18 protein-coding genes are annotated in these 25,791 nt (G+C 57.6%); 5 read left to right on the top strand and 13 right to left on the bottom strand.

Annotation, left to right across the window (positions count from 1 at the left end; all coding sequences use genetic code 11):
• Nucleotides 1-80 precede the first annotated feature (80 nt).
• The 3 genes from IPM39_08425 to chrA all read right to left on the bottom strand — a co-directional run bounded on the left by IPM39_08425 (nucleotide 81) and on the right by chrA (nucleotide 3,154).
• Nucleotides 81-443, bottom strand: a complete 363-nt coding sequence (locus tag IPM39_08425; GenBank protein MBK8986093.1) for a hypothetical protein — start codon at nucleotides 441-443, stop codon at nucleotides 81-83.
• Complete coding sequence (locus IPM39_08420) at nucleotides 365-1,717, bottom strand: ribonuclease J (protein MBK8986092.1); 1,353 nt, start codon at nucleotides 1,715-1,717, stop codon at nucleotides 365-367. Before IPM39_08420 ends, IPM39_08425 begins: the two co-directional genes overlap by 79 nt.
• A 180-nt stretch (nucleotides 1,718-1,897) precedes the next feature.
• Entirely contained in the window at nucleotides 1,898-3,154 is a 1,257-nt protein-coding gene (gene chrA, locus IPM39_08415) for a chromate efflux transporter (protein MBK8986091.1), read from the bottom strand.
• Between the two features lie 300 nt (nucleotides 3,155-3,454).
• Between chrA and IPM39_08410 the strand changes: the two genes are divergently transcribed.
• Nucleotides 3,455-6,322, top strand: coding sequence for a UPF0182 family protein (locus IPM39_08410; GenBank protein ID MBK8986090.1), 2,868 nt, complete (start codon nucleotides 3,455-3,457; stop codon nucleotides 6,320-6,322).
• 47 nt (nucleotides 6,323-6,369) lie between these two features.
• Here the strand turns inward: IPM39_08410 and IPM39_08405 are convergent, their stop codons facing one another.
• Nucleotides 6,370-6,789 (bottom strand): YjbQ family protein, encoded by a 420-nt coding sequence (locus IPM39_08405; GenBank protein MBK8986089.1) that lies wholly within the window; start codon nucleotides 6,787-6,789, stop codon nucleotides 6,370-6,372.
• A 333-nt stretch (nucleotides 6,790-7,122) separates the two neighbouring features.
• Between IPM39_08405 and IPM39_08400 the strand changes: the two genes are divergently transcribed.
• The 3 genes from IPM39_08400 (at nucleotide 7,123) to cydD (ending at nucleotide 13,109) form a co-directional block, all read left to right on the top strand.
• Complete coding sequence (locus tag IPM39_08400) at nucleotides 7,123-8,511, top strand: cytochrome ubiquinol oxidase subunit I (protein MBK8986088.1); 1,389 nt, start codon at nucleotides 7,123-7,125, stop codon at nucleotides 8,509-8,511.
• A 48-nt stretch (nucleotides 8,512-8,559) separates the two neighbouring features.
• Entirely contained in the window at nucleotides 8,560-9,573 is a 1,014-nt protein-coding gene (gene cydB, locus IPM39_08395; GenBank protein MBK8986087.1) for a cytochrome d ubiquinol oxidase subunit II, read from the top strand.
• A gap of 71 nt (nucleotides 9,574-9,644) precedes the next feature.
• A complete protein-coding gene (gene cydD / locus IPM39_08390) occupies nucleotides 9,645-13,109 on the top strand; it encodes a thiol reductant ABC exporter subunit CydD (GenBank protein MBK8986086.1) in 3,465 nt (1,154 codons plus the stop codon).
• Nucleotides 13,110-13,165: 56 nt separating this feature from the next.
• Here cydD and IPM39_08385 read toward each other — a convergent pair whose 3' ends face one another.
• The 4 genes from IPM39_08385 to IPM39_08370 form a co-directional block, all read right to left on the bottom strand.
• Nucleotides 13,166-14,230, bottom strand: coding sequence for an ABC transporter ATP-binding protein (locus IPM39_08385; GenBank protein ID MBK8986085.1), 1,065 nt, complete (start codon nucleotides 14,228-14,230; stop codon nucleotides 13,166-13,168).
• Nucleotides 14,231-14,307: 77 nt separating this feature from the next.
• A complete protein-coding gene (locus tag IPM39_08380) occupies nucleotides 14,308-15,093 on the bottom strand; it encodes an ABC transporter permease subunit (protein MBK8986084.1) in 786 nt (261 codons plus the stop codon).
• Nucleotides 15,090-15,983 carry an ABC transporter permease subunit gene (locus tag IPM39_08375; protein MBK8986083.1) on the bottom strand — a complete coding sequence of 298 codons (894 nt, stop codon included), beginning with the start codon at nucleotides 15,981-15,983 and terminating at the stop codon, nucleotides 15,090-15,092. Before IPM39_08375 ends, IPM39_08380 begins: the two co-directional genes overlap by 4 nt.
• 82 nt (nucleotides 15,984-16,065) lie before the next feature.
• A complete protein-coding gene (locus IPM39_08370; protein MBK8986082.1) occupies nucleotides 16,066-17,169 on the bottom strand; it encodes an extracellular solute-binding protein in 1,104 nt (367 codons plus the stop codon).
• A 306-nt stretch (nucleotides 17,170-17,475) separates the two neighbouring features.
• Here IPM39_08370 and IPM39_08365 point away from each other — a divergent pair, with 306 nt between their 5' ends.
• A complete protein-coding gene (locus tag IPM39_08365; protein ID MBK8986081.1) occupies nucleotides 17,476-18,921 on the top strand; it encodes an FAD-dependent oxidoreductase in 1,446 nt (481 codons plus the stop codon).
• 157 nt (nucleotides 18,922-19,078) lie between these two features.
• Here the strand turns inward: IPM39_08365 and IPM39_08360 are convergent, their stop codons facing one another.
• The 5 genes from IPM39_08360 to IPM39_08340 all read right to left on the bottom strand — a co-directional run bounded on the left by IPM39_08360 (nucleotide 19,079) and on the right by IPM39_08340 (nucleotide 25,715).
• Nucleotides 19,079-19,876, bottom strand: coding sequence for an ABC transporter ATP-binding protein (locus IPM39_08360; GenBank protein MBK8986080.1), 798 nt, complete (start codon nucleotides 19,874-19,876; stop codon nucleotides 19,079-19,081).
• A gap of 54 nt (nucleotides 19,877-19,930) precedes the next feature.
• Nucleotides 19,931-21,316, bottom strand: a complete 1,386-nt coding sequence (locus IPM39_08355) for an ABC transporter substrate-binding protein (GenBank protein MBK8986079.1) — start codon at nucleotides 21,314-21,316, stop codon at nucleotides 19,931-19,933.
• Between the two features lie 171 nt (nucleotides 21,317-21,487).
• Nucleotides 21,488-22,612 (bottom strand): branched-chain amino acid ABC transporter permease, encoded by a 1,125-nt coding sequence (locus IPM39_08350; GenBank protein MBK8986078.1) that lies wholly within the window; start codon nucleotides 22,610-22,612, stop codon nucleotides 21,488-21,490.
• A 144-nt stretch (nucleotides 22,613-22,756) separates the two neighbouring features.
• On the bottom strand, nucleotides 22,757-23,710 hold the full coding sequence (locus IPM39_08345) for a branched-chain amino acid ABC transporter permease (protein MBK8986077.1): 954 nt from the start codon (nucleotides 23,708-23,710) through the stop codon (nucleotides 22,757-22,759).
• A 76-nt stretch (nucleotides 23,711-23,786) separates the two neighbouring features.
• A complete protein-coding gene (locus IPM39_08340; protein ID MBK8986076.1) occupies nucleotides 23,787-25,715 on the bottom strand; it encodes an AMP-binding protein in 1,929 nt (642 codons plus the stop codon).
• Between the last annotated feature and the right edge of the window lie 76 nt (nucleotides 25,716-25,791).

Below are 25,791 nucleotides of genomic sequence, written 5' to 3'. Positions count from 1 at the left end.
TACGGATTACGGATTACGAACTACCGAATCAAAAAAACCGCCGAGGTCTAGTAGACCTCGGCGGTTTGTGCGTCAGCAGCTTATTGGACGCGCACGATGTTGGACAGAATGACCGGGCGCGATTGCGTCTTGTGGTAGAAGAAGTTTTGCAGCGTCTCGCGCACGGTGTCGTCGTGGTTACGGCCGTTGCGCTTCAACTCTCGCTTCAACTCCTGCCGCGCCGATTCCATCAACGCCATAGAGCTGTCCATGTGCAAGAATCCACGGCTGATAATAGTCGGCTCGCCAACCAGCTTTTGCTTTTTATCCACCGGCACGTAGACCACCACAAAGCCATCTTGTGCCAGCCGTTCACGGTCGCGCATCACCAACTCGCCAATTTCGCCCACCAGCGAGCCATCCACGTACACATCTTTGGCCGAGGGATGGAGCTTTCTTGCCACGCTTTGTCGCCATCTGTCACCCAGGTGGCCCCATTGTGCAGAATAAAAACATCCTCTGCCTGCATGCCATTGTCCTGCGCCAGACGAGCGTGCAGATGCAAATGGCGACCTTCACCATGCACAGGAATTAGAAAGCGCGGTTTGACGGCTTCCAACATGATGCGCATGTCTTCGCGGCTGCCGTGCCCGGAAACATGGACCGTCGCCAGCGAACCATAGATGACATTGGCGCCGCGAGCGAACAGATTGTTCAACATGCGTCCCACGTCTTCCTCGTTGCCGGGGATTGTGCCGCCAGAGACAATAATGGTATCGCCCTCATGAACCTGAATCTGGCGATGTTCGCCCTTAGCCATGCGGTTGAGCGCGGAGCGGGGTTCGCCCTGCGAACCGGTGGATAGGATGACCAGTTTGCCATCCGGCACGTTGTCGGCCACATCCACCAGCAGGTTTTTCGGCACTTTCATGTAGCCCAAATCGCGGGCCAGTTCCACATTTTGCTGCAAACTGCGGCCGGTGAGGGCGACTTTACGGCCGTATTTTTCCGCCAGCCGAATCACTTCTTGCAAACGCGCCAGCAGCGAAGAAAAGGTAGCGATGATAATGCGCGAGCCGGTCGCCTGGGCAAACAGCGTGTCCAGGGTATCGGCCACCAATTGTTCAGTGGGGGTACGACCGGGGCGGTCAGCATTGGTGCTGTCGCCCATCATGGCCACTACGCCATTGGGGGTTAATTTCCGCAGCCGCTTAAAGTCGGTAGTCCGGCCGCCGGTAGGCGTCTCGTCCAGCTTATAGTCGCCGGTATGCACCACCGCGCCGACGGGCGTATCTATTACCAACCCGACGGCCGCCGGAATGGAATGGGCGACGGCAAAGGGGCTGACGCGAAACGGCCCCAGGTGTAGGGTTTGTTTATCGTCTATTACTTCCAGGGTAGCGCGTTGGCGCACCCCGGCTTCTTCTAACTGGCGTTCCACCATGCCGATGGTTAAGGCAGTACCATAAATTGTCGTTTTGATGCGCTGAAGCAGGTAAGGTAAGCCGCCAATGTGGTCCATGTGTCCGTGCGTCAGCACGATGCCGCGTAGAATGTCCTGGTTTTGAACCACGTAGTCGAATTGGGGCAAGACCAGGTCAATGCCATACATGTCGCTTTCGGGGAACATGACTCCGCAGTCAATGATGATTTGGTTACGGCCGTATTCCAACAATGTCATGTTTTTGCCAATTTCTCCCAGGCCGCCCAGGGGAATGATCTTCAAATTTTTCGTCATAGTAAATGTACTTCTAAGTTTTCCTTTATCGTTTATGATTTTTTATGTTTCGTTTTAGCGTGCCCCGTCAGGGCACGGCCGTTTTTCAATGTGCAGCCCAGGCAAACAGGCAAAACAAATGGACCTGGGGCCTGGTTAATCAAAAGTTAAATACCTTTGCGGAACTATCGTTGGGTGGAATCAACTTGCGTTTGCGGAAGGCACGTTTTGGTACAACACGTAAAGGACTATACCACAAAATGATAAGTGTGGCATTAGCAAAAGAAAACGATAAGCCAGCGCCGCCAGGCCGCCGCCTAAGACCAACCAGACAGAATTGAGCTTAAAACGCAGCAGTAGAATGGCGGCCAGCAGCGCCAGCAGCGCGGTAAACCAATCCACAACGGCCGTGCGCCCTAACTGCCAGGTGACAGCGGCCATCAAGCCCAGGGCGGCCACATTCACGCCATCCAACAGCGCCGCCAACAGATCAGAGCGGCGCATTCGGGGGATGAGAGGGTTTAGCAGGGCGACAAACAAGAACGATGGCAGGAAAATCCCCACTGTCGCCACCACCGCGCCGGGAAAACCGGCCACCACATAGCCGACAAAGGTGGCTGTGGTGAACACTGGTCCCGGCGTAAATTGGCCGATGGCGATGGCGTCTAAAAGCTGTTGGTCGGTCAGCCAACCCAGGTTAACCACCAAATCGTTGCGCAAGAAGGCCAGCAGCACGTAACCGCTGCCATAGAGCAGCCCGCCAACTTTGAGAAAGACAAGAAACAAACGCCCCAGACTCACCGGCGCGTTTTGGGCCAACACAACCGTCGCAGCAGTCCCTAACCAGAGCATTGGAGCCATCATCGGCAGAGAACCCCGCGCCGCCAGGCGACGGCCGTACTGAACGGCCGTCACCAAAACCCCCGCGCCAAACAGCAGCAGCAGTTCATTCAGGCCCAACAAATACAAGACAAAAACAGCCACACCGACCGCGCCTAAAAATGGCCCCTTCACCGCCTTGCGCCCTAAACTCCACAGTGCCTGAAGCACAATGGCAATGATGACCGGCTTGATGCCATACAACAGCCATTCGGCGGTTGGCGTGGTCCCGTACCTCACATACAGCCAGGCCAGCGCCAGCACAATGGCAAACGCCGGAGCGATAAATCCGACGCCGGCAGCTATCAGCCCGGCATATCCGGCGCGAATATGGCCGACGTGGATCACCATTTCGGTGGAGTTGGGGCCGGGAATGAGATTGGTCGCCCCCAACAAATCCAGAAAGCGCTGTTCGTCCAGCCACCGCCGCCGCGTCACCACCTCGTCGTGCAGCATGGCGATGTGCGCCGCCGGGCCGCCAAAGGCGGTAAAGCCCAATTTCAGCGCCAGCCGGGCCACTTCGCCCACGGAGCCATCTGGCAAAGGAGATAAGTCATCTTCTGGCCGATATTCGATCATGAACTGTCCTCCGCAAAAGTGATGCAGGCATTTGGTAATTTGGCAATAGTACCAACAACAACCAATTCTACAACCAGTCATCGCGCATGATACAGCGCGCATGATACAACGCGCATGATACAGCGCGCATGATACAACGCGCATGATACGGCGCGCATGATACGGCGCGCACGGCCGTTGCCACTGCCCCATACGCTTAAGGGGATATGAAGCCGGACGGGACGGATAAGCCCGAAAGGTCAATTTGTGGGATAATGGCATTAGATACCATTAGTCTTGAACCAATTCTGGAGAAAACAGATGAGTCGTGACCCAAATGACATCCCCGAAGTATTCCGCCGAGCCATGCGCGACGCGGGCTGGGATTATGGCAATGAAGAAGATGAGGGCGGCCGGCCGCCATTTCCACCTCGACCTGAACGCCCCAGCGAACCGCTGCGCCCGAATCGCACGCTCTGGATTCTGGGGATCATCTTCCTTTTGATTATCAGTTTCAATTGGATAGTGCGCACGTATACGGATTGGCTGTGGTTTGGCGAAACGGGGTACACCTCCGTCTGGCTGACGCAGTTTGGTTGGCGCGTGGCCTTGTTTGTTATTGGCATGGTAACGGCCGTACTCATATTGTGGGGCAACTGGCATCTGGCACGCCAACGAGCCATCCGCAGCACATCCCCCTTGCAGCCGCAGCTTCTGAAAATCCCCGGCGCGCGCTGGGTTATTGCCGGCTTCGCCCTGTTTTTAGCTTTTGGCTTCGCCTCCAGCCTGTCGGCGCAGTGGGAAATGTTCCTGTTGTTCCTCAACCGCGTGCCTTATGGCGCCAGCGATCCAATTTTTAACCGGGACATCAGCTTCTACCTGTTTGTACTGCCCATTTACCAGCTGTTTCAGGGCTGGTTTGGCTCGCTGCTGTTTATGACACTGCTGGGCACAGCCGCCTTGTACGCCGGTAACAGCCTGCCCGATATTCAGCAAGGACGCTGGCGGCCGCAGAATATTCCGGCGGTGCGCCAACATGTGGCTATCCTGGTGGCTCTGTTGTTGGCCGTCTGGGCCGCCGGTCATTGGCTGAACATTTACCAACTGCTTTACTCGCCGGGCGGCGCTGTGTTTGGGGCGACGTATACGGACATCAATGCCAACCTATGGGCGCTGCGGGCGCAGCTGTTGTTCATGGCGTTGGCGGCTGTGGCGGCGCTGTTGAATGTGGTTCGCTTTCAGACACGGCCGCTGCTGGCGGCGGCTGGCTTGTGGCTGGCGGCGACGGTCATATTAGGCGGCCTGTATCCCGGCCTGTTGCAGCGCTATGCGGTCGAGCCAAACGAGTTAGAACGAGAACGGCCGTACCTGGCCTACAACATCAATTTCACCCGCATGGCCTATGGCCTGGACAGCGTACAGACGCAGCCGTTCGATACAGTGGCTATTCTGGACGAAGAGATATTGCGCGAGGAGAAAACGGCCGCCATTTTAGACAATATCCGCATTTGGGACTACCGTCTGCTGGGCACCGCTTACGAACAATTACAGGCGTTACGGCCGTATTACCAGTTTGGCGAACCCGATATTGACCGCTACCAGGTGAACGGCGAAACCCGTCAGGTAATGCTGGCAGTGCGCGAACTGAACAAAGCCAACCTCAACAACCCCACCTGGGTAAACCGCAACCTGGAGTTCACCCACGGCTTCGGCCTGGTGATGAACCCGGTAAACGAGACCACCACTGAAGGGCAGCCGCGCTTTTTCATTCAAGACATCCCCCCGGCCAGCGTAGCCGAAGAACTGGTGGTCACGCGGCCCGAAGTATATTATGGCGAGTTAATGAGCGATGTGGTGTACGTCAACAGCACCCGCCCCAGCTTTAGCTTTCCCAGCGGCAATGAAAACGTAGAAACCATCTACACTGGCGACGGCGGCGTGCCGCTGAACTCTTTCGTCAAGCGGCTGGCGTTTGCCGCCCGGCTGACCGACACCAATGTCATTCTGAGCGACGAAATAGACGTCAATTCGCGGGTGATGCTCTATCGCCAAATCCGCGAGCGCGTTACCAAGATTGCGCCGTTCCTGTCGTTGGACCGGGACCCGTACATTGTGCTGGATGATAACGGCCGTCTCTTTTGGATTTTTGACGCCTACACCCTCAGCGACAAATTCCCCTACGCCACACCCACCGCCCAGGGGCAAAACTACATCCGCAACGCCGTCAAAATCACCATAGACGCTTATAACGGCACGGTGACGTTTTATATCGCCGATCCGGCCGACCCGATCATTCAATCCTATGCCGCCGCCTTCCCCAACCTGTTTCAACCGTTGGAAGCCATGCCCACCGACCTGCTGGCTCACGTCCGGTATCCCGAAACGTTGTTCCGCATCCAAACCCAACAATATCTGAAATACCACATGACCGATGTGCGGGTTTTTTATAACCAGGAAGATTTGTGGGAAGTGCCCAACGAAATTTTCGATGGCAAACAGCAGCCGATGGAGCCGTATTATGTCAACATGCCCTTGCCGGGCACGTCGGAAGCCGAATATCTGCTGATTCAACCCGTCACCCCGGTAGGCAAATCCAACATGATCGCCTGGATGGCCGCCCGCAACGACTATCCAAATTACGGCCAGGTGCGGGTATACGAACTGCCCAAACAAGAACTGGTATTTGGCCCGCTGCAAATCGAAGCCCGAATTGACCAGGACCCGCAAATTTCGCAGCAGTTTTCGCTGTGGGACCAACGCGGGTCGCGGGTGATTCGCGGCAACCTGATTGTGATCCCCATCAACAACAGCTTCCTATACGTCGAGCCTGTGTACCTGCTGTCGGACAACAGCGCCTTGCCCGAACTCAGGCGCGTCATCGTGGCTTCAGACACGCGCATTACTATGGAGCCGACCATTGAGCAGGCATTGGCCGCGCTGCTGCGTGCTGCGCCGGGCGAAGTGGTGGTGGATGAGAGCGGGGAAATCGTGGCCGTGCCGGTTGAAGAAAGCACAGAACCGGGCCAGATTCAACTAGACGGCACGATAGAGGAATTGATTAGCGCCGCCGACCGCCACTTTGCCGCGGCCGAAGAGGCGCAGCGCAATGGTGATTGGGCAGCTTATGGACAAGAGCTAGAAGCGCTGCGGCAAACGCTGGATCAGTTGATGCAGCTATCGGAGCAGTAAAGAGTTATGCGTCATACGGCCAAAGATGTGACGTATGACGCATAACTTTATTCGCCCATAACTTGCAAGACCAGTTCGCGGCGGCGGGGGCGGTTGTCGAAATCTATAAAGATAATTTGCTGCCAGGTACCCAGGGTAAGACGGCCGTCTACAAACGGCACACTCAACGACGGTCCTAACAAGGCCGCCCGCACATGGCTGTGCCCATTGCCATCCCCCCAACGCGCATTATGCGCGTACTCCCGTTCCGGGTCTACAATCTCATCAAACAAGCGACGCAAATCGAGCAAACAGCCTGGCTCATATTCAATCGTTGTTACGCTGCTGGTAGCCGAGGGTGAAAAAATAGTCACCACGCCCTGCCGCAGCTTGGTTTGCTGCACAGACATCACCACTTCGTTGGTAATGTCCAATATATCGCCATGTCCTTTGGTGGGAAATTGAAGCACGTCAGTTTGCACAGTCATAAGAACCTCCTGAAAGAATTATCATCCACCTACCACATCCTGACAATGCAGACGTGACATGTTACCTATTTTCCGGTGACATACCTCACTACTCTTTTCAAAGGCCGCCTAATAATATAATGTCTCAATTGGTCGCCGCGAGGCAGCAGAGAGACGGCCGTGTCTCTGTTTCGAGGAGCCGTAAACCATAATCCGTTTTCCGTAATCCGTTTTCCGTGAACCGTTTTCCGTTAGCAGTTACCCGCAGCCGTGGCCCACGGACTACGGATCACCGATTACCGATTACGTACCAAGTCTTTCTTTTGTGGTTCATATGTCCCTGGAGGCATTCATATGGATGTAATCACCCTGGCTAGAATGCAGTTTGCCATCACCACCGTATACCATTTCTTTTTCGTGCCGCTTACGTTGGGGCTGTCCATCATCGTCGCCCTGATGCAAACGTTGTACGTGCGCACCAACCGCGATGTCTACAAACAGATGACCAAGTTTTGGGGCAAGCTCTTTGTCATCAACTTTGCCATGGGCGTTGTCACCGGCATTGTGCAAGAATTTCAGTTTGGCATGAACTGGTCAGAGTATTCCCGCTTTGTTGGCGACATTTTTGGCGCGCCGCTGGCAATTGAAGCGCTGATGGCTTTTTTCCTGGAGTCCACTTTCCTGGGCCTGTGGCTGTTTGGCTGGGACAAATTGTCCAAAGGCGTACATCTGGCGACCATCTGGTTAGTCGCCATCGCCTCCAACCTGTCGGCGCTTTGGATTCTCATTGCCAATTCCTTTATGCAGCAGCCGGTTGGTTATGTGTTGAACAACGGCCGTGCCGAAATGACCAGTTTCTCCGCTGTTGTCTTCAACCCCAACATCTGGACCCAATTCCCCCACGTCATCGCCAGCGGATTGAGTACGGCCGCTTTTTTTGTCCTGGGCATCAGCGCCTACCATCTGCTGCGCCCCTTGGCTAACAAAGACCTCTTTCGCCGCTCCTTCCAGATTGCCACCGTCGTCGGCTTATTGGGCGTAGTGGGCGTGGTGATGAGCGGCCACAGCCAGATGCAGCACCTCGTCGGCAGCCAGCCGATGAAAGTAGCCGCCGCCGAAGCGCTGTGGGAAACCGAAGACCCAGCCGGCCTCTCCGTGCTGACCATCGGCAACTTGCAAGGGGAAGAGGTTTTCTCCATCCGCGTCCCCAATCTGCTCAGCCTGCTGGCGCTAGACCAGGTGCAAGGCGAAATACGCGGCCTAAACGATTTACAGGCCGAGTTTGAAGCGCGTTATGGCCCCGGCGATTACACGCCACCTGTGTTTATCACCTACTGGAGTTTTCGTAGCATGGTCGGCGCGGGCGTGGTCATGTTGTTGGCGGTTGGTTACGCTTTGCTGCTAACCATGGGTGAGCAGCTAGAGGAAAAGCCCAAATTCCTGCGCGCCTTCATCTGGCTCATCCCCCTGCCCTACATTGCCAACACGACCGGTTGGTTCCTGACCGAGTTTGGCCGTTATCCCTGGATTGTGTACGGCCTGATGAAACTGGAAAGCGGCGTCTCGATCAGCGTGTCGGCTGGCATGGTCGCCCTGACACTAATCGGGTTTACCCTGCTCTACGGCGCACTGATGGCTGCCACCATCTACCTGCTGGCAAAGTATGCACGCTTACCCGGCCAACCAAAACTGGCCGACGAGATGGCGCCAGGGCAAACGGCCGTTGCCTTGATTGGCGAGTAGCGGCCGGCCGTAAGCCGTAACGGAACACGCACACAAACGAGGTCTCTCATGGACTTAAACGTACTCTGGTTCATTCTCATCGGCGTATTGTACGCCGGGTTCTTCCTGCTAGAAGGTTTCGACTTTGGCGTGGGCATCTTGCTCCCCTTCCTGGGCAAAAACGACAAAACCCGCCGCATGATGATCAACACCATCGGCCCCCATTGGGATGGCAACGAGGTTTGGCTGCTGACGGCCGGTGGCGCAACTTTCGCCGCTTTCCCCCATTGGTACGCCACCCTATTCAGCGGCTTCTACCTGGCCCTCTTCCTCCTGCTGCTCACCCTGATTGTGCGCGGCGTGGCCTTTGAATTTCGCAGCAAAGACGCCAACCTCAGGTGGCGCGCCCTGTGGGATTGGAGCATCTTCGTCGGCAGCCTGGTCCCACCGCTGCTGCTGGGCGTCGCCTTCGCCAACATGATACGCGGCATACCCATAGACGCCACCATGACATACACCGGCGGCTTCTTCAATTTGCTCAACCCTTACGCCCTGGTCATTGGGCTGATGGCGGTAGGCATTTGCGTGCTGCACGGGGCAATCTTCCTGTCGCTGAAAACGGCCGGCCCACTGCAAGCCGCCAGCCAAAAAACCGCCTGGCGCGTCTGGCCCGTCGCCGTTGTGTTGGTGGCGCTGGCAATCATCGGCACATACCTCTCCACCGGCATCGTCGCCAGCCTGGGCGTCAACCCCGGCATCGAACCTATTGCGGGAATGATAGCCCTCTTGTCGGCCGGCTATTTCATTCGCAAGAAACAAAACGCCTGGGCGTTTGTCATGACCGGCTTAACCATTGTCCTGATAGTGATGACCGCCTTCATGATTATGTTCCCCGCCGTGATGGTCTCCAGCACCGACCCGGCTTACAGCCTGACCATCTACAACGCCTCGTCCACCCCCTACACCCTGCGCGTCATGACCATCATCGCCCTGATTTTTGTGCCCATTGTGGTGGGTTATCAGGCGTGGAGCTTCTGGGTTTTCCGCGAACGTATCACCGAACAAAGCGCGCTGGAATATTAGCCAGCAGTTAGGCCAGGGGCTGGAGAGCAACCGCCCCAGTCCCTGGTCCCCAATCTCCGGCTCCCATCACCATGTTTGATCGGCGTTTGTGGCAAGAGGCGGAAAACGGCCGTTTCCTCCTCTTCCTCACCATCCTGCTCAGCGCTCTGGGCGGCGCGGCCACCATTCTGCAAGCCTATGGGTTGAGCCAGGTGGTGGCCCGCGTCTTTTTAAGCGGCGCAGCTCTGGCCGACGTGCGCGGTCCGATGGCGCTGCTGCTGACGGCCGTCATCGGGCGAGCGGCGCTGGCCTGGGGGCGCGAATGGGCGGCCAACCGGTTGTCCAGCGATATCAAAACCGACCTACGCGACCGGCTTTTTACCCACCTGCGCGCTTTAGGACCGGGCTATGTGCAGGGGGAGCAGACGGGGGAGTTAACGGCCGTTCTCACCCACGCCCTGGACGCCCTGGACGCCTATTTCAGCCAATACCTGCCGCAACTGTTCATCGCTGCCCTTGTCCCGCTTTCCATTCTGCTGGTCACGCTGCCTGCCGATTGGCTCTCAGCGCTGGTGCTGCTGCTGACCGCGCCGCTAATGCCTCTGTTCATGGTGCTGATCGGCCGTTACGCCGAGACGTTGACGCAGCGGCAGTGGGGACTGCTCAGCCGCATGAGCGCCCACTTTTTGGACGTGCTGCAAGGTCTGACCACGCTCAAACAGTTAGGTCAGAGTCAGCGTCAGGCAGCCAACATCGCCACAATCACCGACCGTTTTCGGGCGACGACGTTGGGCGTGCTGCGCGTGGCTTTCCTGTCGGCGCTGGTATTAGAACTGTTCTCGACCCTCAGTGTGGCGATTGTGGCGGTCTCTTTGGCGCTGCGGCTGCTGAACGGCCGTTTCCCCTTCGAGACCGCCCTATTCATCCTCATCCTGGCCCCAGAGTTTTACCTGCCGCTGCGCCAATTGGGACAGCGCTTCCACGCCGGCATGGATGGCCTGGCCGCCGCCGCCCGCGTATTTGCGTTATTGGCAGAGGGTTCACCACGGAGGCACGGAGAACACGAAAGGGAAGATTTTAAGAGCCTCGGTGCCCTCCGCGCCGCCGTGGTGCAAATCTCCTTTCACAACGTCAGCGTGACGTATGCCGGGCGCGGGCAGGCAGCGCTGCAAGAGGTGAGTTTTACGGCCGTGCCCGGCCAGACCACCGCCCTGGTGGGAGCCAGCGGCGCCGGTAAATCCACCATCGCCGGGCTGCTGCTGGGTTTTGTGCCGCCATCCGCCGGGCAGATTATGCTAAACGACAAGCCACTGGAATTGTGGGACACGGCCGTTCTCCGACAACAGATCGCCTGGGTCCCACAGCAGCCTTACCTGTTCGACGATACCATCGCCAACAACATTCGCCTGGCTCACCCCAGCGCATCGCTCGACGAGGTGATAGCCGCCGCGCAGCAGGCCCACCTGCACGATTTCGTGCAAAGCCTGCCTGACGGCTACGAAACGCGCATCGGCGAACGTGGGGCGCGTCTCAGCGGCGGGCAGGCGCAGCGGCTGGCTCTGGCCCGCGCCTTCCTCAAAGACGCTCCGCTGCTCATCCTGGACGAGCCTACGGCCCATCTGGACCCGCGCACCGAGGCCGACATCCAGACCGCCATGCGCCGCCTCATGGACGGGCGCACTACCCTGGTCATCGCCCACCGCCTACCCACCATCCGCCACGCCGCCCAAATCATCGTGCTAGACAACGGCCGTATCCTCGAAAGCGGCTCCCACGACGAACTGATGCAGCGCAACGGCCGTTACGCCGCCATGCAAACAGAAAATGCAGAACACGGAACGGGGAACACGGAACCGAGAACACAGAACGCGGAATCTTCCCCGCCTCGCCCCGCCTCCTTGTCGCCCGTTCTCCCCCTCTCCCCCATTCCCCTCTCCCGCCTCCTCCGTTTCCTCACACCCCATGCCCGATGGGTGGCCCTGGCGGTGCTGCTAGGGGCGCTGACGGTGGGCAGCAGCGTGGCCCTGCTGGCGACTTCGGCATACCTGATCAGCGCGGCGGCCTTACGGCCGTCCATCGCCGATTTAAGCGTGGCGATAGTCGGCGTGCGCTTTTTTGGCCTTAGTCGCGGCGTGCTGCGCTACCTGGAACGGCTGGTGGCCCACAATACCACCTTCCGCGTGCTGGCGCAGATTCGCGTCTGGTTCTACCAGGCCATCGAACCGCTGGCCCCTGCCCGTCTCCAGTCCTATCGCAGCGGCGATTTGCTCAGCCGCATCGTCGCCGACGTAGAAACGCTGCAAGATTTTTACGTGCGCGTCGCCGGGCCGCCGCTGGTTGCCGTCGTGGTTACAGCGGCAATGATGCTCTTCATGGCCGCCTTCGATCCAATGCTGGCACTGGCGCTGCTGATCGGATTGCTCCTGGCCGGGGCAGGCGTGCCCTGGCTTAGTCACCGTCTCAGCCGCGCCGCCAACGAAACGGCCGTTTCCCTCCACGCCGACCTGCAAACCAGCCTCATAGACGGGCTGCAAGGCATGGCCGATTTGCAGGCTTATGGGCAAGACCATGCCTGGGCCGACAAAATCCACCGGCAGGGCACAGCCCTGGCGCAAACCGAAAAACGGCTGGCGGCCGTCAGTGGTCTGCAAACGGGGCTGTTGGAACTGCTGACCCAGGGCAGCATGCTCCTGATTGTGGCGCTGGCCGTGCCCCTGGTTGCCACCGGACAGATCAACGGCGTTTACCTGGCGGCATTAGCAATGGCCGCCGTCGCCAGCTTCGAGGTGACGCCACCATTAGCCCAGGCCGCCCAGCAGCTGCCAGCCAGCCTTGCCGCCGCCCGCCGCCTGTTCGCCCTGGCCGACGCCTCTCCCGCCGTGCAGCCACCCGACAAACCGGCAAACCCGCCGATCGATCCGATCCACCTCAGCCTGCGTCATGTCGCTTTTCGTTACGAGACGGCCGTCCACCCCACCCTCCAAGACGTCAGCTTTGATTTGTCACCGGGCAAGCGGCTGGCCGTCGTAGGTCCCAGCGGGGCGGGCAAATCTACCCTGGTAAACCTGCTCCTGCGCTTTTGGGAGTATGACGATGGCGAGATTGTACTGAACGGCCGTTCTCTGCACGACTACAAGCCAGACGACATCCGCGCCTGTTTCGCCGTCATCCCGCAGCAGCCCTACCTGTTTAACGCCTCCATTTGGGACAACATCCGCATCGCCCGCCCCGAAGCCAACCCGGAAGCCATTATCGCCGCCGCGCAGCAGGCGCAGCTGCATGAGTTTGTCGGCCGGTTGCCGGCGGGCTACCAGACCAATGTCGGCGCGTTGGGGATGCAGTTGAGTGGTGGCGAGCGCCAGCGGTTAGCCATCGCCCGCGCTATTTTGCGCGACGCCCCCATCCTGCTGCTGGATGAACCAACCGCCAACCTGGACCCAGTGACCGAACAGGCGGTGCTGGACACAATTTTCCGGCTGGCAGAAGGCCGCAGCCTGCTGCTGATCACCCACACTCAAGCCGGGTTGGCGCAGATGGATGAAATCGTCAGGCTTTGATGCGGGTCATCGGGCTGCTGAGGACGGGTCAGAGGTTCGAGTTGGTGGCGCGGACATCAGGGCTGCAAAACCAGGCACGCCTCGCGCTGGAAACCAACAACAACCGTATCGCCGATGTTGGGCAGCGCGAGATGGGGATTGTTAAACTCGTCGAGGAAAAGGGCATTTTCTTGTAACCGCACCTGAATGCGCACAATAGACCCCAGGAAGGAGATGTTTTCCACCTGACCAGTGAGTTGATTTTCGGTTGGGGCATGACCGTTCAGGGAAAGCATTTCGGGGCGCAGGGCCAGGGAGAGACGGCCGTCATGCTCCATCTCCCGCTCCACCGGCCGGGCCGCGTGAATCTCCTGCCCATCCACCCGCACCAGGTCAGTGCCCGGCTGCACAATTTCCCCCGGCAAAATGTTCAGCGTGCCCACAAACGAGGCCACAAACAACGTAGACGGAAAATTGTAAATCTCAAAGGGCGTCCCCACTTGCTCGATACGACTTTCATTCATCACCACCACCCGGTCAGACAGCGACAACGCCTCTTCCTGATCATGGGTTACATAGATGGTGGTGATGCCCAACTGCCGCTGGATGGCCCGGATTTCCGTGCGCAGCGACAGGCGAATTTTGGCGTCCAGCGCGGAAAGGGGTTCGTCCAGCAGCAGCAGCTGCGGCCGAATTGCCAGGGCGCGGGCCAGAGCCACCCGCTGCTGCTGCCCCCCGGAAAGTTGATACGGATACCGGTCACCAAACTGCTCCAGTTTGACCAGGGCCAGCATCTCGGCCACCCGCGTCTGAATGTCGGCGCGGGGCTGCCCGGCCACTTTCAGGCCAAAGCCGATGTTTCCGGCTACCGTCATGTTGGGGAACAGGGCGTAAGATTGGAAGACCATGCCGATCTGGCGTTGATTCGGCCGTTTGTGGGTGATGTCCGCGCCGTTCACCCGGATTTTTCCCGATGTGGTCGTTTCAAAACCGGCGATCATGCGCAAGGTGGTGGTTTTGCCACAGCCGCTTGGCCCCAGGAAGGAGATAAACTCACCGCTCTCCACACTGAGGTTGAAATCGGTAACGGCCGTTACCTGCCCATACTGCTTGTTCACCCCACTCAACTCTAACGAACTCATGTCCTTTCCTTACGTAAAACCAAACAGGTTTGGGCAAACCTTGTAGGTTTGGGCAAACCTGCCAGGTCTAAATCCTCTTAATGTGTGCCGGCCAACTGGCTGCCCGCCTGACGGCCGCGCCCCAATAAATAAATCAGCCCCATCGCTACCCATGTCAGAGAAAAGCTCATAATCGCCAGGGCCGCCGGTTCATAAGCCCGGTCTTGCCCCAGCAGCGCCATATAGGGGCCAAAGGCGGGCCAGGAAAGCAGCGACGCCAGCGTAAACTCGCCAATGACAATCGCCACCGTCAAAAACGCGCCGCTCAACAGCGCCGCCCGCAAATTGGGCAAAATAATGCGGAACAAAATCGTCGGCCAGCCTGCGCCCAGGCTTTGCGCCGCCTCTGTCAGGCTGCGCACGTCCATGCTGCGCAGGCCGGTATCTACCGCCCGGTACATATAGGGCAGCGACAATACCACATACCCGGCCACCAACAGCACCGGGCTAGTTACCAACGCAAACGGCCCGCGGCTGTAGGTGCGAATCAGCCCAAAGACCAGCACCACCGCCGGAATAACAAAGGGCATCAGGGTGACTAATTCCACCACCGGTCGCAGCCGGGGCAGGCGCAAATGGACCCAATAGGCCGTCGGCACAATCAGCAAAATGCTGACAATAATGCTGATGAACGCCATTTCCAACGAAAAGGTGAAAGTGCGCACAAAGCGGGGGTCGCCCAAGACATTTTCATAAGCCAACAGACTCAGGACGCCGCGGCGCGCTTTTAGAGAAAACACCAGGGTAGCGTAGAGGGGCAGCAAAAAATAGAGAACCCCCAGGGCAAACCAGAACCAGGACCAGAGCCGCGCCCGTCTTGTCATGCCAGCCACCTTGCCGTGCGCCGCTGTAACAGCGAGTACAGGGCGATAGATACGGCCATAATCACCACCATGCCCAGGGCCAGCGCATACCCCAGACCGGGATTATGCAGCACATCGCCGCGAATTTGCGCGCCGATGAGAATAGGAACCAGGTTGAGCGAGCCGCCGGTGAGGGCATAGGCGGTGGCATAAGCGCCAAAGGCGTTGCCGAAGAGCAAAATCATGGTCCCCAGCAGAGAGGGCAGCAGCACCGGCAGGGCCACATGCCGCCAATATTGCCAGTTAGACGCCCCCAGGTTTTCGGCCGCTTCGCGCCATTCGCGCTTTAATCCCTCCAACGCCGGCGAGATGATGAGAACCATCAGGGGGAATTGGAAATAAAGATACGTCAGGCTGAGGCCGACAAAACTGTATAAATTGAAGCCCTGGTCGTAAATGTTGAAGCCAAACCACTGCTTAAACAGCGTGGTCACCAGACCAACCCGCCCCAGGGTAGCGATGAAGGCAAAGGCCAGGGGCACACCGGCAAAGTTGGAGGCCACGCCAGAGAAGGTAAGCAGCGCGGTGCGCGTCCAGCGGGGCAGGCCGCCCAAGACGGTGGCGTAAGCCAGCAAGAAGCCAAAGAGGCCGCCAAAAACGGCCGTTACCGCGCTAATCTGAATCGTCACCCAATAAGCCCGCAAAATGAACGGCTGCCCCAACGCCCGCACGTTGTCCAGGGTGAAATTACCCTGCGTATTCTGGAATGCCCCCACAAACAGCGATGTTGTCGGGGCAAACAAAAAAGCCAGGGCAAACAGAAAAAACGGAACCACCCCCAGCCACGTCCAGAGAGACTGAACGGCCGCAGGGCGGTTCATTTGGTTTCCTTCAACTGCTGTTGTTGCCATGCACAATAGCCTGTAATGAAGATGGATGTGCGACGCACTACAGAAAATGCGTCGCACATCCAGGTTTATCCAGGATGTGATTTTACTCGGTTACGTTGACGTTTACCACGCTGTCCCACTGTTCGGTGATCAAAGTTTTAGCCGTGTCGAGCTGGGCGATGGTGGGGAAAACCGCCTGGGCGTACAGTTCCGCCGAAGGCAGACGGTCGGCTATATCCTGTGGGATTACATTGCGGGCGACCAGGTCGTTGTAGCGGATGGGGTGGCAGTAGCCTTCCAACCAAATCAACTGCCCTTCATCAGAATAGAGGTATTCCATCCACAATTTAGCCGCGTTGGGATGGGGCGCGTAGGCGCTGATGGCCTGTACGTAAACGCCGCCCATAACGCCACTGGCCGGGACAACGATTTCCGTGTTCGGGTTGTCGCCAAAAGCGTCCTTGTCTGTCAGAACCAGGTAATCCCAACGGATAACGATGGGCGTTTCGCCGGTAGCCAGAGTTCCCTGTTTAGCGATCACCGGCACAAAGTTGCCCGCCTGATTCAGATCGCCAAAGAAGGCCAGCCCCGGCGCGGCATCGTCGAGAGACCCCCCATTCGCCAGCGCAGCCGCATAAACGGACAAGATGGCCTGGTTAGATGTGCGGGGATCGCCGGCCAGGGCTACCTGGCCTTTATATTCCGGCTTCAGCAAATCGTCCCAATCTTGGGGCAGTTCAGATACTACGTCTGTGTTTACCTGGAAGGCCAGGACGCCGTAATAGTCGCCATACCAATAGCCATCCGGGTCTTTGAGATCGGCGGGAATGGTGTCCCAGGTGGCGACCTTGTAGGGCTGGATCAAGCCTTCGGCCTGGGCTTGCGGACCAAAGGCAAAGCCTACGTCAATCACGTCTGGAGCCTGGGGGCCGGTGTTGTTTTTGTTGGCGCGAATGGCTTCCAGTTCATCACCCGATCCGGCGTTGGGGTCCAGTTCGTTGATGGCGATGCCATACTTTTCGCTGAAGGAACTAATCATCTCGCCATAGTTGCACCAATCATGGGGTAGAGCGATGGTGGTCAGGGTGCCTTCTGCCTGGGCAGCTGTGATGAGGGCGGCCAGGGCGTCTTCGGCGACGGGAGCGGTCGTTTGAGTGGTTGCCTGGGCAGCCGGTTCGCTGGTCTGGCTGCCGGAGCAGGCGACCATAATCGCCAACAGCGCCGACAGCAGGGCCAAACGGCCCAAAACGGACAATAGTTGTTTGGACATAGTTCTTCTCCTACAAACATAGAATTTAAGTTAAGGTTAACGGCCGTTACTATACCCCACCTTGACAAAAACGTGTCAACAACAGGTTAACTAATTGTTACGTTCCTGTTAACACCGGGGCAAGTCCTGGCTCATTGGTCGCAGCGCCAGACAGCCTTGATCTGGCTGGTTGACAGCTTAAATCCCGCTGTGCTATCCTGCCCCAGGTAAAAAGCTCACCAATTCCCCAAAAGGAGACCCCATATGCAAACAATTGATTGTCTGGAAACCTTAAAACATGGCCTGCCGACCACCGGCGCGCCGCCGCGCCATGTCATTGTGGTGGGTGCGGGCATGGCCGGGTTAACGGCCGCACTGCTGCTGCAAGAAGCCGGCCATACCGTCACCATTTTGGAGGCGCAAAATCGGCTGGGCGGCCGGGTCTATACCTATCACGGCTTTCCCGATAAGTTGTATGGCGAATTTGGGGCGATGCGCTTTCCGCGGCAGCACCGGCTGGCGCAGCACCTGATTCAAGAACGGTTTCGGTTGGCAACACGGCCGTTTCCCATGTACGACGAAGACACCTTCATCCACGTCAACGGCGTCAGTCTGCGCCGCAGCCAGTTTCACCCCGATATAGTTGATTTTAACCTGCCAGACCACGAAAAGGGCAAACTGCCCGACGAACTGCTGCGGACCGCCATGCAGCCCCTCTTCGACCTGATGGCCGGGCCGGACGGCTGGCAGCGGCTGGTCAACGAGTACGACGCGCTTTCCCTCTTAAACTACCTGCGCCAGAGCAACCTCAGCGACGCCGCCCTGGCGATGATCGGCCCCTTGCTAAATTTGGAAGGGCGCTTCCACTTTTCACTGGTGGAATGGTTTGCCCATTACTACGAAAATGTTTTTGGTGACCTGGTATTCATCGAAGATGGGGCAGATGCTTTGCCTTACGCCTTTGCGCCCTATCTCATGCCCACCATCCGCCTGGGCGCGGAAGTCCACGCCATCGAGCAAGACGAAACGGGCGTCACCGTCCACTTCCATGACCGCACCGGCTATTCCCAAAGCGTGCGCGGCGACGAATGTATTCTGACAATCCCTTTCACCCTGCTGCGCCATATGGAAATCACCGGGTTGGACCCCAACAAGTGGTACACTATCCGCAATGTCTATTATGACCGCGCTCACAAAATCTTCATGCAGTTCAGCGAGCGCTGGTGGCAAACCAAATACCAGATTTCGCACGGCGTCACCGTGACCGACCTGGCGATCCGCAACGTGGTCTATACGCCGGCCGGTCAGGATGAGCGTTTTAACCGGGGTGTGCTGATCGCGTCGTATGGTTGGGGGCAGGACAGCATGGCTTACAGCATGTTGAGCGAAGAACAGCGCATCAAACAGGCGCTGCAAGATCTATGCAAAATTCATCCAGAGGCGCGGGCAACATTTGAGTTTGGCATCTCCCACGATTGGGCGCTGGACCCTTACGCCGGGGGAATCGGCCCGCTGTTTCGGCCGTATGAGACCAGCGGCCGTTTTTACGACCACATCGTCCGCCCGGTTAACCGCGTCTGGTTTGCCAACGACGCCTGCGACCGCCGCAATCGTCGCTGGATTGAGGGCGCGCTGCTGTCGGCCGTCAAAAACGCTTATGCCATTCACCTGGGGATGCGGGACGAAGTGCCAGTGGATGTGAAGGAATAGATTGGCGGCAGGCGGTTGGGTGGTTGGTTAGTTGGATCAGATTCAGCCAACCAACTAAGTGATCATCTAGAAATTACATGGCCCAGATTGGACCAATCTTGGAGATTGGTCCAATCTAAAAAACAGGAAGTGATTCTTAGACGATTACTGACCAACCTCATCCCAACCAGCGTTTACGCCGTTTGTAATGTTTCACGTCGCGGTAGCTTTTGCGTTCCCCCACGCTGGTCAGCCCCAGGTAAAACTCTTTGATGTCGGCGTTTTGCGCCAGTTGGTCGGCGGAACCATCCAGGACGATACGGCCGTTTTCCATCACATACGCATAATCGGCCACATTCAGGGCGACGTTGGCGTTTTGCTCCACCAGCAAAATTGAAACGCCCGACTCCTGGTTGTAGCGGCGGATCATGGCAAAAATCGCCTGCACCAACAGCGGGGCCAGGCCCAACGATGGTTCATCCAACAGCAGCAGCCGCGGCCGGGCCATCAGCGCCCGGCCAATCGCTACCATTTGCTGTTCCCCGCCAGACAAATAACCGGCCGTGCGCTGCCCAAGCTGCACCAGCGGCGGAAAATATTCATACACCTGTTCCAACGAATGTTTAATCTCCGTTCGTTGATTGGGATGAATCAACGCGCCGGTCAGCAAGTTCTCTTCCACAGTCAGATGTTGGAACAGGCGTCGTCCTTCCAACACCTGGGCAATACCCAGGCGTGTAATCTCTTCGGCCGGCAGCCTGTCCAAGCGCTGTTCGCCAAACTCAATGCCGCCGCGTGTCACCGCGCCATTCTCGCGCAGCAGCAAGCCGGAAATAGACTTAAGCGTCGTCGTTTTGCCCGCGCCATTAGCGCCCAGCAGCGCTACAATCTGCCCCTCTTCCACCTGGAAAGAGATGCCGCGCAGCACAAGAATCACATCGCTGTAGACAACTTCAATGTTGTTGACTTTTAACATCATGAAAATAAGAGCGTGGAGATTCGATCAATCTCCACGCTCAATTGGCTGGTCTTATTCTTCGGGGCGCAAGTCGGGCATTTCTGTCCAATCTTGCAGCACGTTAAAGGCGTCTGGCCCGCCCTGAATCTGGCGAAGCTGTGACTGACGCGGCGCACGCACGCCATCAGAATAATCTACCCGCACCACACCCTCCAATGGGTCAATGGGACCCATGGTGGTCAGGGCGTTGTAAATGGCTTCACCGGTCAGGTTATCGAAACCGACTTCATCAATGGCCGTTTCAATGGCTTTAACGGCCATGTCTATCCCGGCGATAAGCAGCAGATAGCCGACGTTGTGCGCCCCGGCCGGCCGCTCGTTGGCCGCGAAAAGCGATTCGGCGTACTGAATGCCCGGATGGTCCGCATCGTTCCACCAGAGGTAGGGGAAGGGCGAAATAAAACCAACAGCCAGGGCGGGATCGGAGACAAAGGCGTAGGTCGCCAGGTCCATCGCCCAGTTGCAGCCGCCCAGGATAAATTCACCCTGCAAACCCAACGCGCCCAGGCCGTTCATCAACGCCGCCGGACCAAAAGCCAGGGAATTGGTCCAGATCACGTTGGCCCCGGCCGCCTGCGCGTTCAAGAGGGCAGTGGTGGTATCGGCCGTCGGCGACAGGTCGTAGGTCTCTTCGGCGACGATTTCCACGCCCAGGCTGTCGGCATAGGCGCGGGTTTCGGCAGTAAGCGCGCCTTGCCCAAATGCGCCCGGCCAGCTCAGATATGCCAATTTGACGTCATCGCCGGCGCCGGCCGGTTTGATTGTGTCCCAATTGGCCGTGACGTAATCGAGGAAAAGGCCAAACTGGTCGGTATAGATGGGACCCAGGCCAAACGTATAGCCGGATTCGGGGCCATAGAAGGCCAGGGCGCTGAGGCCGGCCGATAGGTTGACGATTTTGTCTTCGGCAAAGCGGCTGGCCAGAGCCTCGGCCTCGCCAGAGCCATAGGTGATCATGAGCATGGCGTTTTTGCCAGCGCCGGTGAAGCGTTCGTAGGCGGCAACGGCTTCATCCACGTTGCCTGCGGTGTCGGCAAATTCCACTTCAATCGTCGCACCGCGAATGCCACCGTTTTCATTGATGGCTTTCACGGCGTCTTCCATGCCAAATACCAGCGGGCCGGTGATGGACGCATACGGACCGGACAAATCACCGAAATGGTAGAAGGTGATGGTTTCGCCTTCCAGGTTTTGGGTGCGCAGTTCGGGTTCAGGGGCGGGTTCTTCGGTGGGCACGGCCGTTGGTGCGGCGGCGGGGGCTTCGGTGGGGGCGGTGGCGGGGGCTTCGGTGGGCGCGGCGGCGGGGACTTCTGTGGGGGCGGCGGCCGGGCTGCCACAGGCGACGAGCAGAAAGACGCCTAATAACACAAACAGTAACGACCAACGTATTCTCTTCATTTCCTCAATCTCCTTCTTGTTTATGGGACTATTTGTTTGCACTTACGGGATGGATTGACACAGCTGCCAGCGAGAAAAGGGTTTTTTGTGTGCTGTTTATCACCTCCTTTGTGGATAACCCAGGCTCAGACCCGACGGTTTTCAGCAAGCCTACCGGGGCTGAACTGCTTGTTAGCGGGCATACGGCCGTAACCGCCACGACGCCTTGATGAGCGTCCAACGGTAGGCCAGGCCACGCGGTTCAAAAATGAGAAAGAGCATCAGCGCCAAACCGAAGATTAACGGCCGTAACGCGGCCGTTACCCCCGCCGCCGAAGTCGGCAGCAGCGCCATTACCACCGGCGTCAACACCGTGGACAACTCCTCCAGCAGCGTCACCAGGGTGGCTCCAAAGACGGGACCCAGGTTACTGCCTAATCCTCCCACCACCAACATACCCATAAACAAAATCGAATCTACCAACCCTACCGTCTGCGAATTGATGTGCCGTAAGTTGTGCGCCAGCAGCGCCCCAGCCACCCCCGCATACACGGCGGCAATAAAAAAAGCGCGTAGTTTGTAAGCAAACAGATTCACGCCCAACAGTTCGGCCGCCAGGTCATTATCACGGATGGAAATCAACGCCCGGCCAAACCGGCTGCGCGAGATGTTCAACGCCACAACTGTGCTGATGATCAGCACCACCAGTGTGATATGCCAAAACTCCCTGGCTGTGGCAAACCGATAGACACAATTGCCCATCTCAGGAACATAGCGCGTACCTAAAAAGCAAGACCCGGCAAGCACAGGCAAAGAAAGCGTAGGAACCGGCACATTGATGCCTTGCGCCCCACCCAGCAGCCCAGGAAAGGTGTTACGCGCCAGCCAGGGAATGATAAACTGAGCGCTCAACGTCGCCATTACCAGATAAAAGCCTTTCACCCGCAGCGATGGTAGTCCAAACAACAAGCCGACCAGACCGGCGCCGAGTCCGGCCATAGGCAGCGCCAGAAAGAAATTCCAACCTGCCCGTTCCACCAACAGAGCCGAAATGTAGCCACCCACTGTCATGAACGCCGCCTGCCCCAAAGAAATCTGGCCGGTATAACCAGTGAGAATGTTTAAACCCTGCACAGCAATAAGGGCAATGCCGATGCGATTAATGAGCGAAACGGCCGGCTGCGGCGCAAAATAAGGCAAGGCAAACAACACGCCTAAAAGTAGGAAGAGCGCCGCCCAATGCCAGCGCTGCCGCAGCACAGCCATGTCGTGGGTATAACTGGTATCAAAATCACCGGCAGGTCGTAAAACGGCCATAAGGTATCTCCATAAAAGTAGATGGCTGAATGGTTGGTTCGCCAGCCAACGCGCAGCCGTAAACCGAAGCCCGTATGCCGTTTTCCGTTGGCATTTACCAAAGGTTGCGCCCTACGGAATACGGATAATTACCGAATACGTGTCCTAGATTCTCTCAATCCGCTTCTGCCCAAACAAACCATCTGGACGGATAACCAGAACAATCAACAACAAGACATAAGGCACTATTTCCGCCGAATTGCGGATGGCCTGGGCTGCCTGTGGTCCTAGAACAAAATCGTTGTTGGGCAGCCCTACCAGCCCTTGCACCAGCCCTACAATCAGGCCGCCAACGATTGCGCCGGGAATGGATTCCAGACCGCCCAGCAGCACGGCCGGGAAAGCAGCCAGCGCCACAAATGACAGGCTCAGGTCCAGACCACTGGCGGTAGCGATGAGAATACCGCCAACGGCGGCAATCATCCCGGCGATAGCCCAGGAAAGGCCGAATACCTGGTTGATGCGAATGCCCACGCTTTGCGCCGTCTCATGGTTTTCGGCCGTTGCCCGCATCGCCAGACCGGTGCGGGTATATTGGAAAAAGAGAACCAATAAGGTGACGCAGATCATGGCAACGACAAAGGACCAGACCAGATTTTGCTTGAGGATAACGACGATGGGGTTGTCGTTGTAGGTAAATGGCAAGGTAATGCGGTAAGGGTTGGTGATGGAGAAGATGACCGGGAAGTTGCGCTGGGTCGTTCCAAACGTCAAAATCGTCAGCCCTTGTAGAAACTGTCCTAAAGCCAGCGTCATCAGGATGATGGAGAGCAGTGGTTGGCCGGTCATGGGACGCAGGGTAAAACGTTCGATGAGCAGCCCCAGCAGCACGGAAACAGCCAGCGCTGCCACAACAGCCGCCCACAATGGCAGCCCCAGGCCATCTGGCGAGTTGAACCACCAGGTCGCCATCGCGCCAATGAGCAGCATTTGCCCATGGGCAAAGTTGAAAATCTCCGACGACTTAAAGATGAGGACAATGCCCAGGGCAATGAGGGCGATTGGCCCGCCGTTCAGCAGGCCGGTAATTGCAAATTGAGGAAGTAGCTGCCAGTTCATATGATTTCGGATGGGGGATTTCGGATTGCGGATGGAGAGGGTATTTATTCCGCAATCCGAAATCCGATATCTAAAATTAATTCAGGGATGCAATTTTGATGGAGGTTTCCATGCTGCTTTCGCTGCCGTCCTGGTAACGGACGGTGGCGCGCACGTCTATTGTTTCCTGACCGGCGTACATGGCTTCGATGATGTCGGCGTATTTGTCGTAGAGTACGTTGCGGCGCAGTTTGCGGGAGCGGGTCATTTCGGCTTCGTCGGCGTCGAATTCTTTGTGCATGAGGACGAAGCGGCGGACACGGCCGTTTTCCGGCAAGCTCCCATTCACCTCAGCCACCGCCTGGCTCACCAGGGCATACACCTCCGGCTTTTGCGACAGGTCAATAAAGGTGGTATAGCCCAACCCACGCCGTTCAGCCCAGTTGCCCACGTAGCCAAAGTCCATGACAATAAGCGCCGTCACCATGTCGCGGGTAGGGCCGCCAACGGCCATCACGTCACGGATATACGGATTAAACTTCAGCCGCCCTTCGATGAACTGCGGCGAAAAACGTTCGCCGTTTGCCAGGGTGATCATGTCCTTTACCCGGTCGAGGTAGATCAGATGGCCGTCGTCGTCCACGTAGCCGGCGTCGCCGGTGCGGAACCAGCGCTGATTCTGTTCGTCCACCCAGATCGCTTTGTCGGTGGCCTCCGGGTCCTTGTAATAGCCCTGAAAGACGACCGGACCGGCAAGCAAAATCTCGCTGGTGTCGGGGGCGATGTGAACGGCCGTACCCGGTACCGGCTGCCCCACGCTGGCAAATTTAATATCACCGTCGCGGTGCATTGTCAGCCCGCCGGTCACTTCGGTGGAGCCATAGATTTGCTTCAGGTTGACGCCGAGGGCGTGGAAAAAGCGGATTACGTCGGGCGACAGGGCGGCCCCGGCGGTGTAGGCGGTGCGGATGCGCGACAGGCCGAGTTTGTCACGTAAGGGGGCGAAAACGGCCGTTTCGCCCGCTTTGTACGCCAGTTTCAGCCCCAGGCCGGCCGGCTCCCGGCTGAGTTTTTTGTCGGCGTAGGCGTAGCCGACAGGTAGGAACAGGTCGAACAACTGGCGGTTCAGCCAGGTGGATTCTTTGATGTTCACCTGCACCATGCCCACCAGCGATTCCCAGAGCCGCGAATTGTATAAAATGCCCTCAGGGGCAATTTCGCGCACATTCTCGCGCACCGTCTCCGGCTCTTCGGGAAAGTTCAGGATAACGCCGGTATAGCAGTGCGGGGCAATGCCCAGAGCATGTTCACCAATCCAGCCCAACGGCAGCAAGCTGACGTGGTTATCGGTGTCGCGGCGAGGGTCTACCTGCTGGAAAAGCTGGCTGCTGGTCATCAGGTTATCATGGCTGAGCATGGCCCCTTTGGGTAGGCCAGTCGTGCCAGAGGTGTAACAGAGAACGGCCGTGTCCGCCCCACTCCCCAACCGCACTTCCGTCTCAAACCGCTCCGGTTCACTTTGCGCCAATTGCCGTCCCAATGCCTGCACATCGCTAAAAGAGACCAGCCACGGCTCATCATAATTCCACAAACCCCGGTCATCCCAATAAATCACCCGCCTCAACTGCGGCAGTTGGCCCCGAATTTCCAACAGTTTGTCGCACTGCTCCTGGTCTTTGGCCAGGGCAAAGGTAGAATCACTGTGCGCCGCAATGTACGCCACCTCATCAGGGATGGCGTCGGTATAAATGCCGACCTGTGTCGCGCCCACCGCCAACAAGCCCAAATAACCCCAAAGATAATGGCGGTCGTTGTCACCAATGGTGCAAATCTTATCGCCGCGCTGCACCCCCAAGACAATCAAGCCCAGGGCAAAGTCGCGCACCTGCTCATAAGATTCCTGCCAGCTATACTCGCGCCAGATACCAAACTCTTTCTGGCGCAGGGCGATTTTGCCCAAGCCGTACTTCTGTACCTGCTGCAAAAAATGTTGTGGAAGCGTCTGCGACTCATTCATAACTGACATTTGCTGACGTTCAATGATCCATCATCGTCAACGCGCCATCCGTTGCCAATTGACCATTGACAATTGACAATTTCTG

Source organism: Candidatus Leptovillus gracilis, from assembly GCA_016716065.1.
Taxonomy (GTDB): Bacteria; Chloroflexota; Anaerolineae; order Promineifilales; family Promineifilaceae; genus Leptovillus; species Leptovillus gracilis.
Note: the sequence above shows the minus strand (reverse complement) of the source record. Positions and strands in the feature narration are given on the sequence as shown.

Bases quoted from the DNA above. Each gene is read 5' to 3' on its own strand.
- cydD (MBK8986086.1), top strand. From the start codon at position 9,645: ATGTTTGATCGGCGTTTGTGGCAAGAGGCGGAAAACGGCCGTTTCCTC.
- IPM39_08370 (MBK8986082.1), bottom strand. From the start codon at position 17,169: ATGGTCGCCTGCTCCGGCAGCCAGACCAGCGAACCGGCTGCCCAGGCA.
- IPM39_08360 (MBK8986080.1), bottom strand. From the start codon at position 19,876: ATGTTAAAAGTCAACAACATTGAAGTTGTCTACAGCGATGTGATTCTT.
- IPM39_08340 (MBK8986076.1), bottom strand. From the start codon at position 25,715: ATGTCAGTTATGAATGAGTCGCAGACGCTTCCACAACATTTTTTGCAG.
- IPM39_08405 (MBK8986089.1), bottom strand. From the start codon at position 6,789: ATGACTGTGCAAACTGACGTGCTTCAATTTCCCACCAAAGGACATGGC.
- IPM39_08410 (MBK8986090.1), top strand. From the start codon at position 3,455: ATGAGTCGTGACCCAAATGACATCCCCGAAGTATTCCGCCGAGCCATG.
- IPM39_08355 (MBK8986079.1), bottom strand. From the start codon at position 21,316: ATGAAGAGAATACGTTGGTCGTTACTGTTTGTGTTATTAGGCGTCTTT.
- IPM39_08385 (MBK8986085.1), bottom strand. From the start codon at position 14,230: ATGAGTTCGTTAGAGTTGAGTGGGGTGAACAAGCAGTATGGGCAGGTA.
- IPM39_08400 (MBK8986088.1), top strand. From the start codon at position 7,123: ATGGATGTAATCACCCTGGCTAGAATGCAGTTTGCCATCACCACCGTA.
- cydB (MBK8986087.1), top strand. From the start codon at position 8,560: ATGGACTTAAACGTACTCTGGTTCATTCTCATCGGCGTATTGTACGCC.
- IPM39_08365 (MBK8986081.1), top strand. From the start codon at position 17,476: ATGCAAACAATTGATTGTCTGGAAACCTTAAAACATGGCCTGCCGACC.
- chrA (MBK8986091.1), bottom strand. From the start codon at position 3,154: ATGATCGAATATCGGCCAGAAGATGACTTATCTCCTTTGCCAGATGGC.
- IPM39_08345 (MBK8986077.1), bottom strand. From the start codon at position 23,710: ATGAACTGGCAGCTACTTCCTCAATTTGCAATTACCGGCCTGCTGAAC.
- IPM39_08420 (MBK8986092.1), bottom strand. From the start codon at position 1,717: ATGACGAAAAATTTGAAGATCATTCCCCTGGGCGGCCTGGGAGAAATT.
- IPM39_08380 (MBK8986084.1), bottom strand. From the start codon at position 15,093: ATGACAAGACGGGCGCGGCTCTGGTCCTGGTTCTGGTTTGCCCTGGGG.
- IPM39_08350 (MBK8986078.1), bottom strand. From the start codon at position 22,612: ATGGCCGTTTTACGACCTGCCGGTGATTTTGATACCAGTTATACCCAC.
- IPM39_08375 (MBK8986083.1), bottom strand. From the start codon at position 15,983: ATGGCAACAACAGCAGTTGAAGGAAACCAAATGAACCGCCCTGCGGCC.